We start from the raw sequence: 7,183 nt of genomic DNA on the forward strand, positions 1-7,183 counted from the left end.
CTTGCGCATGCACTTCGAGCCCGATGATGATTTCCCAGTCGCCGGTGGCGCCGGGGATCAGACGTTTCGCGTCAGGGGTGCGGGTGTCGATGATGCTCATGGAGGCCTGCGTATCTTAGAATTCGCGATATGCAAAACGCATATTTCGGTGCGCAACTTCGCTAGTGCAAACCGCCCTGCGAGACAAGCGTAAAGCCCACACGCTGGCCTTTTCCGCTACGTTCGCCTATGGGACACTCCTCCCAATGGAGAGTGGATGTCCACTTACGCTCAGTCCCGGTGAAGCCCTGACCTCGTAGCGAGGCAGGGCAGAAAAACCTGAAACCCCGTGCCGCGATGTCTCGCGGCGGCGGCTTTTGTTGTTTTTCCCGGGACTTTATCCAATGGACATTTCGCGCAGCGCATGACCCCGAAAATCGGAACCGATTTTCGGAAAGGATCATGCGCCAACCAAGAGTGCCACAGCGTCCTTTTGCGCGTCCGAGACGCGCGGCGCTGTGGGGAACAGCGCATACTGCATCTGCTCGCGCAGGGCGGGCGTATCGAAATCGAAAAAAACGAGAGTAAAAAGATCGCCTCCGTCCAGTGCCTGACCCGCGACGGCTGGCGCTATCCTGGCTTCGACCTGGAGCTCTTTCGACGACTGAGGCGCAAGAAAGCGGTTTCTTCGACGGAAGCCGGCCCCTACCGCATCACCCGGCGCGGGCTGCAGCTCGTCCACGCCGAGCTCGACAACCGCTAATGCCCAATGCCGCCGGCCGAAAAACCGGCGGCATATTTCGCACGCTAGGCGGTGGCGATGTAGGCCCTGATCTCCTCGGCTTCGCGCTCGACGTCCTCGATGCGGCGCTTGACCACGTCGCCGATGGAGACGATGCCGTCGAGCAGGCCGTTTTTCTCCACCGGCAGATGGCGGAAGCGGCCCCTCGTCATGATCTCCATGACCTCGTTGACCGTGTGGTTTTCGTTGCAGATCTTCACCTTCGGTGTCATCGCAGAGCGCACGGCGATGTCGAGCGCGGCGGCGCCCTCCCTGGCCAGGACCTTGACGACGTCGCGCTCCGAGAGGATGCCGACAATCTTCCGGTCGCCATTGGTGATGACGAGCGCGCCGATCCTGTGCTCGGCCAGCATGCGAATGGCCTCGCTGAGTTTCTCATTGGGCCCGAGCGTGAACACGTCATGGCCCTTGCTTTCGAGAATTGCCTTAACCGTCATGGCGTCCTCCACTGCCTTTGACGCCGGCTCCCCGCCCCGACCGGCTTTTCAGCCCCTGCGCCCCTAGGAAGACACCGGGTGCTTAGCAAACATGGTGCGCCGTGATTGGTTGCTTTTCAAGTGCGCCTAAGGAGTAGGCGGCAGCCGGCGGCGGTCGAAGAAACGCAATCCGAAGAAGCCGGCGATGAAGCCGCCAATATGGGCTTCCCAGGCGATCTGGCCGTCGACACCCGGCGCGAAGCCGAGCAGGCCGGTTGCCAGATTGATCACCATCCAGACGCCAAGAAAGGTCATGACGCCGCGCGAGCGCAACACGGCCGCGATCGGCAACGGCTCGCCGGCGAAGGCCGCCCTGCCGGACGACCGGTCGATGCGGAAGCCATAGCGCGCGGCCGCGCCCATCATGCCGGAAATCGCCCCCGACGCGCCGACGAGCGGCACCTCGCCATAGGGATGCAGCGCCCAGAACAGAACAACCGAAGCCAGCCCGGTCACCGCGTAGAATATGGCGAAACGCAGCGCGCCGAGACGATTGGCGAGCGGCGAGCCGAAGGCCGCCAGCCAGATCATGTTGATGGCGATGTGGGCAATGCCACCATGCATGAACGCATAGGTGAATGGACGCGTGAACGAGAACCAGTCGAAGCCATACTTGCCGGTGTAGAGCACCGGAATGAAGGCTCCGTCGTAGAGCAGTACCATGTTCTGCGCATCGTCCAGGACATATTGCTGCAACAGAAAGACAGCCGCGCAAATGCCGATCGCGGCCAACACCACTGGCGGCAGGTTGAACACCGGTTCGCGGCGCCTTGGCTCTGGAGCCTCGTCCGGCGGCGGTTCGTTCTCAGTGGGGCTTACAGGCTCGCTCATGCGCCCTTGCGGTCCGGGAGTCAGGGATTTCGACGAGCATGTAGATCACGCTTTTTCGAATCACAAATGGCTATTCGCCACAGGACGCGTGCGGGAGAAGGCGCGAATCAGAACGGGAACGAATCAAAAAGAAGGCCGTCCAGGTGTCCCCCTGGACGGCCGGTCGAGTCCCCTGCTCCCCGTAAACTCTGACTGAAGTGCTGCCGGTCGTCGCTAGAACGGCCGTTTTGGAGTGGTTTTGATGTGCCACGGGCCTCGGCGGCACGCAATGTAAACCATTTGTTAACCTTAACGACCCCGAGGCGTGAACAAACGTTAACGATACTGGCACGCATCCTGCTCCGCACCGCATGAAGGTCATCGGAGGGCGCCCTGTCTGTTCGCCGATGGGACATCAAAAGACAGATTGTGCGGAGCGGAATGGACATGAAAGAAAAAGGATCGATCGCGCTGTTCCAATATTGGAATCAGTTGCGTGATGGCCGCCTCGCCCCGAAGCGATCGGAAGTGGAGCCAGCCGACATCAAGTCGCTTCTGGCCGACACCTTCATCCTAGAGCGCGACACGCGCGGCGAAGCGGTGTTTCGGCTGGCCGGCACGAGGCTCTGCGCCTATTACGGACGCGAGCTCAAGGGCTTCTCTTTTCCTTCGCTGTGGCGCGAGAAGGACCAGCGTCTGGTGTCGCGGCTGATGCAGGGCGTTTTCGATCAGAAATCGGTGCTGCTCATGACCTACGAGGGATTCAGCCGCAACGGCCGCTCCAACAAATTCGAGCTCCTTGCGCTGCCGTTGGATGGGGGCCACGAGAACCCGCGCTGCCTCGGCATTTTCAGCACCGTCGAAAAGCCGTTCTGGCTTGGCGCCGACCCGCTTGCCGACGCGCTTATCGACACGATCCGGGTGATAGATCCCGAGAAGGAACCGATGTTCCTGAAGAACCGGCCGGCGATCGAGGTTCCCTCGCTCGTTCCGTCCGAATTCGATCCCCCGGAAACCATCTCGGCGCTCGGCCGCGTGCGCCGCATCCGCCACCTCGTCGTCCTCGACGGCGGACGTCACGAATGAGCCCGGCCGCGCGGGATTTTCCCCTCACGCGTGGTTAATTTTTCCCCGTCGCGCGAGTCTCCTGGCCCGGGCTTTCGCGGCCGATTTTTCCCGTTTGTTAACCTGCTCTGCTGTAGTTTTTCGGGCGAAATTCCACGCATCGTCGCGCGGAATGCCATTGGGGTGCAGGCAGTCATGAGGTCAGCGGCGGTAGAATTTGCACCGTCACGAGCTGAGCGGCGCAACTTTCAGCGTGTCCGGGTCAAGATTTACGGACGCTTCATGCTGGAAGACCGCACCGAGCATCCATGCCAGGTGATCGATATGTCGCCAGGCAATGTCGCGCTGCGCACCGACCGCATCGGCATGCCGGGCGAGAAGGTCATCGCCTATATCGACCATATCGGCCGTGTCGAGGGCATCGTGACGCGCACGTCGCCGGACGGTTTCGCCATGACTGTCATCGCCTCCGATCGCAAGAAGGACAAGCTTGCCGCGCAGCTCACCTGGCTTGCCAACAAGCATGAGCTGGACCTGCCCGAGGACCGTCGCCACGAGCGCGTGGCGCCGCGCAACCCGATGAGCGTCCTGCAGCTCACCGACGGGCGCCAGTATCAGTGCCGCATCATCGACCTGTCGCTCTCGGGCGCCGCGATCGAGATCGACGTCAAGCCGGCGATCGGCATCCAGGTCATGCTTGGAACCATGCGCGGCCAGGTGGTGCGCCATTTCGAGGACGGCGTCGCCATCGAATTCGCCGTCATTCAGCGGCCGGAAACGCTCGACCAGGAATTCAACGCGCCGCGGTCCTGACGCAAGCCACCGCAAAGCGAAAACGAACCGGCCCTCGGCGGCCGGTTTTTTGTTGCCCGGTTTTCACCCGAAATAGGCCACCCGGCACCTACCAAATCGTTACAAATCTGAACAACCCAGGCCCACGATAGTTCAAATTTTATGTTTATTCTACTGGCGTTTTACTCAATGTCTACTTCGAGTTTTTGCGTCAAATAAATCCCAACGTGGCACAGTCTCCTCAAACGGGGAGACTACAAGAATGAAAATGACGAGGGGCAAGCTGTTGCTCTTGGCAATGGCGATGCAGCTTTCCGCCTGGGGCACGGCAAGCGCAGGACCGGTGTTCATGCATACGGGTGGCCGCACCACCCAGCCGGTCGGTCACTATGATTTCTGTCAGCGCATTCCGGTCGAGTGCAACGAGCGGACGCCGAAGGGACCGCCGGTCGAACTGACGCGCAAGCTGTGGGCGACGATCATCAACATCAACAATTCGGTCAACGCCCGCGTCAAGCCGCGCACCGACATGGAAATCTACGGTGTCGAGGAATACTGGGCCTATCCCGACAATGGTGTTGGCGACTGCGAGGATTACGCGCTGGAGAAGCGCCGCGAGTTGATGGCCGCGGGTGTCCCGGCCGGCAATCTGTTGATGACGGTGGTGCGCCAGCCCAATGGCGACGGCCATGCCGTGCTCACCGTGCGCACCGGCCTCGGCGAGTTCATCCTCGACAATCTCGAGCCGAAAGTGCTCGCCTGGAACGATACGGTCTACACCTATCTCAAGCGCCAATCGACTGAGAATTCCGGCGTTTGGGTGACGATCAACGACGGCCGCGAGGACGCGGTCGCCAGCGTCCGCTAAGGCGCCGAAGCGATCGGGCATGTCGCGGCGACGCGGCGGCGTGCCCAGGAAGAAAGCCCGGTCGAGTCCCCACCCTCCCCGTCCCCAACGACCGGGTTTTAGGAGCCGGCCCCTGTCCCCGGGGCCGGCTCCGCTGTTTCGGGCTAGGCCTGTCGAAGGCAGCGATCGGGGTTCTTGCCGACGGCCTCTGCCGAGACGGCCTTTCCGAGCGAGGCGGAAGGGAGCAATATAGCTCGCTCATTGCGGATGAAGGCGATGCTGGAAATCCCTGAGGAACGCGGCGCCCGCCATCTGTTGTTCAAGGCCATAGACGAGGCGTTCAAGGCCGGAGATTTCGCGGCTCTGGGTGTTGCGCTCGGCGGCTCTGCGCGCTGGTTCGACGAGCGGATGCCGTTCGAGCTCGGCCTTGGTCATCCGCTGGAATATGCGATCTACTGGAGCCCGGCCGCCTTCATCACCGCCTTGCTCGATGCCGGCTCGAACCCGAACTATGACGATCCCGCCGGGTTTCCTTCGATCATTGCGGCGTTGTCGACGGAACGGCCGGACCGGCTGGACGTCATCCATATCCTGCTCGAGCATGGCGCCGACCCGAACATGCGCGGCGTGAGCGACTGGACGCCCCTGCACTACGCGGTTTCGCGGCGTGACGCCGAGGCGATTCAGCTGCTGCTGCTCTCGGGCGCGGATCCATCGCTAAGAACCCGCATCGACGACTATGAGACACCATTGGAAGGCGCGGAAGAGGCCGGCTTCGAGGCCGGCGCCTTGCTGCTGCGTGAAGCGATGGACAGCCGCCGATGACGCGCGGCGCGCGGCCGCCGTTATACCACCGTTAGCTTGGCCTTGAAGCGTTTGGCGTTGGCCACATAGTGAGCCGCCGAGGCGCGCAGGCGCTCGACCGCCGCTTCATCCAGCGTCCTGATCACCTTTGCGGGCGAGCCGACGATCAGCGAATTGTCTGGAAAAACCTTGTTTTCCGTCACCAGCGCGCCGGCGCCGACCAGCGAGTTGTTGCCGATCCTGGCGCCGTTCAGCACGATGGCGCCCATGCCGATCAGGCTGTTGTCGCCGATCGTGCAGCCATGCAGCAGAGCCCTATGACCGATCGTGCAGCCTTCGCCGATGGTCAGTGGAAAGCCCGGATCGGTGTGCATGATCGTATGTTCCTGCACATTGGTGTCGGCGCCGATCGTGATGCGCTCGCCATCGCCGCGGATGGCGACGCCGAACCAGAAGCCGACATTGCGGCCGATCCTGATACTGCCGATCAGCGTGGCGTCCGGCGCGATCCAGTTCGTATCGGCGTCCTCGAACTCGGGCGCCTTCCCATCGATCGCATAGACCGGCATTTTCGTCTCCCATTCGTCTCAACCAGCGAATTCAAAAGACCCTAAGTTCTCGGTCGCCCAGGATGCAATGGCGATGAGCACGACGCCAAGCGCCAGAGCCCAGACGATGGCCGTGCAGCCGCAGGACAACAGCGCCATCGTGCCGATGCGGCCCTCGCGCCGGGCGGCCAAGGCTTCGTTGGTAAGCATGAACGGTCCGGCGCAGGCCGTTGCCGCGAGCGAGCGCAGGATATGGACCGGCGAAACATAGGGCTCGGCGAAGGCCAGGCGTCGTCCGGAGAAAAGCTCCATGGCCGATCCGGCCAATCCGCAAGCCGTGATACCAATCGCAAACGCGTAAAGAACAAGCACAACGGGCTCCATGTTTACCAACCGTTTACCATGAAAACGCACAGTCGTGCCAACGCGCTGCAAGAGCCATGCCGCGCAGGCTGTGCCGCCGAAGGACAGGTGGGCGGATCGGGAAAGAGCGATGAGAGACGCAACGGCTGCCGAGAGCCCGGACTTCGAGGTCGTCGATTCGACCCTGATGAAGCGGGTCTTCTATATTTTCGCGGCTCTGGCGCTGCTTTCGGTGGCGATCAGCGTCGGCGGCAAATGGCTCGGACGGTCGATCGCCATGGCGGGCTATTCGGATGACACCATGGTGCGCCAGATCGTCATGGGCAACAATCTGATCAGCGTGCCGGCAAACTTCATCCGCTTCGACCAGGCCAGGCGCGACGGCATCGCCTCGCGGCTCGATCTCTATCTGCGCTATCCCGAGATGGACGGCTACAGCGCGGCCGCGCGTGACGACTTCAACCACACGACGACCAGGAAGATCATCTTCCTGTCGTTCGAGCCGCGCATGATGTCGCGCGACATGAGCGGCCGTTTCGCGCCGATCTACAGCGCCCTGATCGAAAAGCCCGGCACCCCTGGCCCGGGCGGCACGACGGTTTACGCTTTCAGCGAAAAATCAGGCTATCTCAACGAGGTGCTGGCCGTCGCCGAGCGTCCCGGCAAGGATCCGTTTGTCGCCCGCTGCCTCAGCGGG

10 protein-coding genes are annotated in these 7,183 nt (G+C 62.1%); 6 read left to right on the forward strand and 4 right to left on the reverse strand.

Going from position 1 to position 7,183, the window contains the following annotated elements; translation table 11 throughout:
- The first annotated feature begins 472 nt into the window (after positions 1–472).
- A complete protein-coding gene (locus tag EOA27_RS14970) occupies positions 473–742 on the forward strand; it encodes a YjhX family toxin (RefSeq protein WP_245467390.1) in 270 nt (89 codons plus the stop codon).
- A gap of 44 nt (positions 743–786) precedes the next feature.
- Here the strand turns inward: EOA27_RS14970 and EOA27_RS14975 are convergent, their stop codons facing one another.
- Positions 787–1,218, reverse strand: a complete 432-nt coding sequence (locus tag EOA27_RS14975; protein ID WP_126082848.1) for a CBS domain-containing protein — start codon at positions 1,216–1,218, stop codon at positions 787–789.
- Positions 1,219–1,344: 126 nt separating this feature from the next.
- Entirely contained in the window at positions 1,345–2,088 is a 744-nt protein-coding gene (locus tag EOA27_RS14980) for a rhomboid family intramembrane serine protease (RefSeq protein ID WP_126082849.1), read from the reverse strand.
- Between the two features lie 426 nt (positions 2,089–2,514).
- Here EOA27_RS14980 and EOA27_RS14985 point away from each other — a divergent pair, with 426 nt between their 5' ends.
- From EOA27_RS14985 to EOA27_RS15000, 4 genes are all read left to right on the forward strand, one after another.
- Positions 2,515–3,153: a PAS domain-containing protein gene (locus EOA27_RS14985; RefSeq protein WP_126082850.1), complete on the forward strand. Its 639-nt coding sequence runs from the start codon at positions 2,515–2,517 to the stop codon at positions 3,151–3,153.
- Between the two features lie 174 nt (positions 3,154–3,327).
- Complete coding sequence (locus tag EOA27_RS14990) at positions 3,328–3,945, forward strand: PilZ domain-containing protein (RefSeq protein ID WP_126061083.1); 618 nt, start codon at positions 3,328–3,330, stop codon at positions 3,943–3,945.
- A gap of 241 nt (positions 3,946–4,186) precedes the next feature.
- Positions 4,187–4,792: a transglutaminase-like cysteine peptidase gene (locus EOA27_RS14995; protein ID WP_126082851.1), complete on the forward strand. Its 606-nt coding sequence runs from the start codon at positions 4,187–4,189 to the stop codon at positions 4,790–4,792.
- A 255-nt stretch (positions 4,793–5,047) separates the two neighbouring features.
- The gene (locus tag EOA27_RS15000) at positions 5,048–5,596 is read left to right on the forward strand and encodes an ankyrin repeat domain-containing protein (RefSeq protein WP_126082852.1); all 549 of its coding nucleotides are present in this window, start codon (positions 5,048–5,050) and stop codon (positions 5,594–5,596) included.
- A 20-nt stretch (positions 5,597–5,616) separates the two neighbouring features.
- Here the strand turns inward: EOA27_RS15000 and EOA27_RS15005 are convergent, their stop codons facing one another.
- The gene (locus tag EOA27_RS15005) at positions 5,617–6,144 is read right to left on the reverse strand and encodes a gamma carbonic anhydrase family protein (RefSeq protein WP_126082853.1); all 528 of its coding nucleotides are present in this window, start codon (positions 6,142–6,144) and stop codon (positions 5,617–5,619) included.
- A gap of 18 nt (positions 6,145–6,162) precedes the next feature.
- Positions 6,163–6,507 carry a hypothetical protein gene (locus EOA27_RS15010; RefSeq protein WP_126083819.1) on the reverse strand — a complete coding sequence of 115 codons (345 nt, stop codon included), beginning with the start codon at positions 6,505–6,507 and terminating at the stop codon, positions 6,163–6,165.
- 109 nt (positions 6,508–6,616) lie between these two features.
- Here EOA27_RS15010 and EOA27_RS15015 point away from each other — a divergent pair.
- Positions 6,617–7,183, forward strand: a 567-nt coding sequence (locus tag EOA27_RS15015) for a hypothetical protein (RefSeq protein ID WP_127256586.1), incomplete at its 3' end; no start/stop codon positions are given.

The sequence above is a fragment of the Mesorhizobium sp. M2A.F.Ca.ET.037.01.1.1 genome (genome assembly GCF_003998075.1).
Lineage (GTDB): Bacteria > Pseudomonadota > Alphaproteobacteria > Rhizobiales > Rhizobiaceae > Mesorhizobium.

What these genes read in the sequence shown, in the direction of transcription:
- EOA27_RS14975 (WP_126082848.1), bottom strand. Translation starts at nt 1,218, where the DNA reads ATGACGGTTAAGGCAATTCTCGAAAGCAAGGGCCATGACGTGTTCACG.
- EOA27_RS15005 (WP_126082853.1), bottom strand. Translation starts at nt 6,144, where the DNA reads ATGCCGGTCTATGCGATCGATGGGAAGGCGCCCGAGTTCGAGGACGCC.
- EOA27_RS14990 (WP_126061083.1), top strand. Translation starts at nt 3,328, where the DNA reads ATGAGGTCAGCGGCGGTAGAATTTGCACCGTCACGAGCTGAGCGGCGC.
- EOA27_RS15000 (WP_126082852.1), top strand. Translation starts at nt 5,048, where the DNA reads ATGCTGGAAATCCCTGAGGAACGCGGCGCCCGCCATCTGTTGTTCAAG.
- EOA27_RS14985 (WP_126082850.1), top strand. Translation starts at nt 2,515, where the DNA reads ATGAAAGAAAAAGGATCGATCGCGCTGTTCCAATATTGGAATCAGTTG.
- EOA27_RS15010 (WP_126083819.1), bottom strand. Translation starts at nt 6,507, where the DNA reads ATGGAGCCCGTTGTGCTTGTTCTTTACGCGTTTGCGATTGGTATCACG.
- EOA27_RS14995 (WP_126082851.1), top strand. Translation starts at nt 4,187, where the DNA reads ATGAAAATGACGAGGGGCAAGCTGTTGCTCTTGGCAATGGCGATGCAG.
- EOA27_RS14980 (WP_126082849.1), bottom strand. Translation starts at nt 2,088, where the DNA reads ATGAGCGAGCCTGTAAGCCCCACTGAGAACGAACCGCCGCCGGACGAG.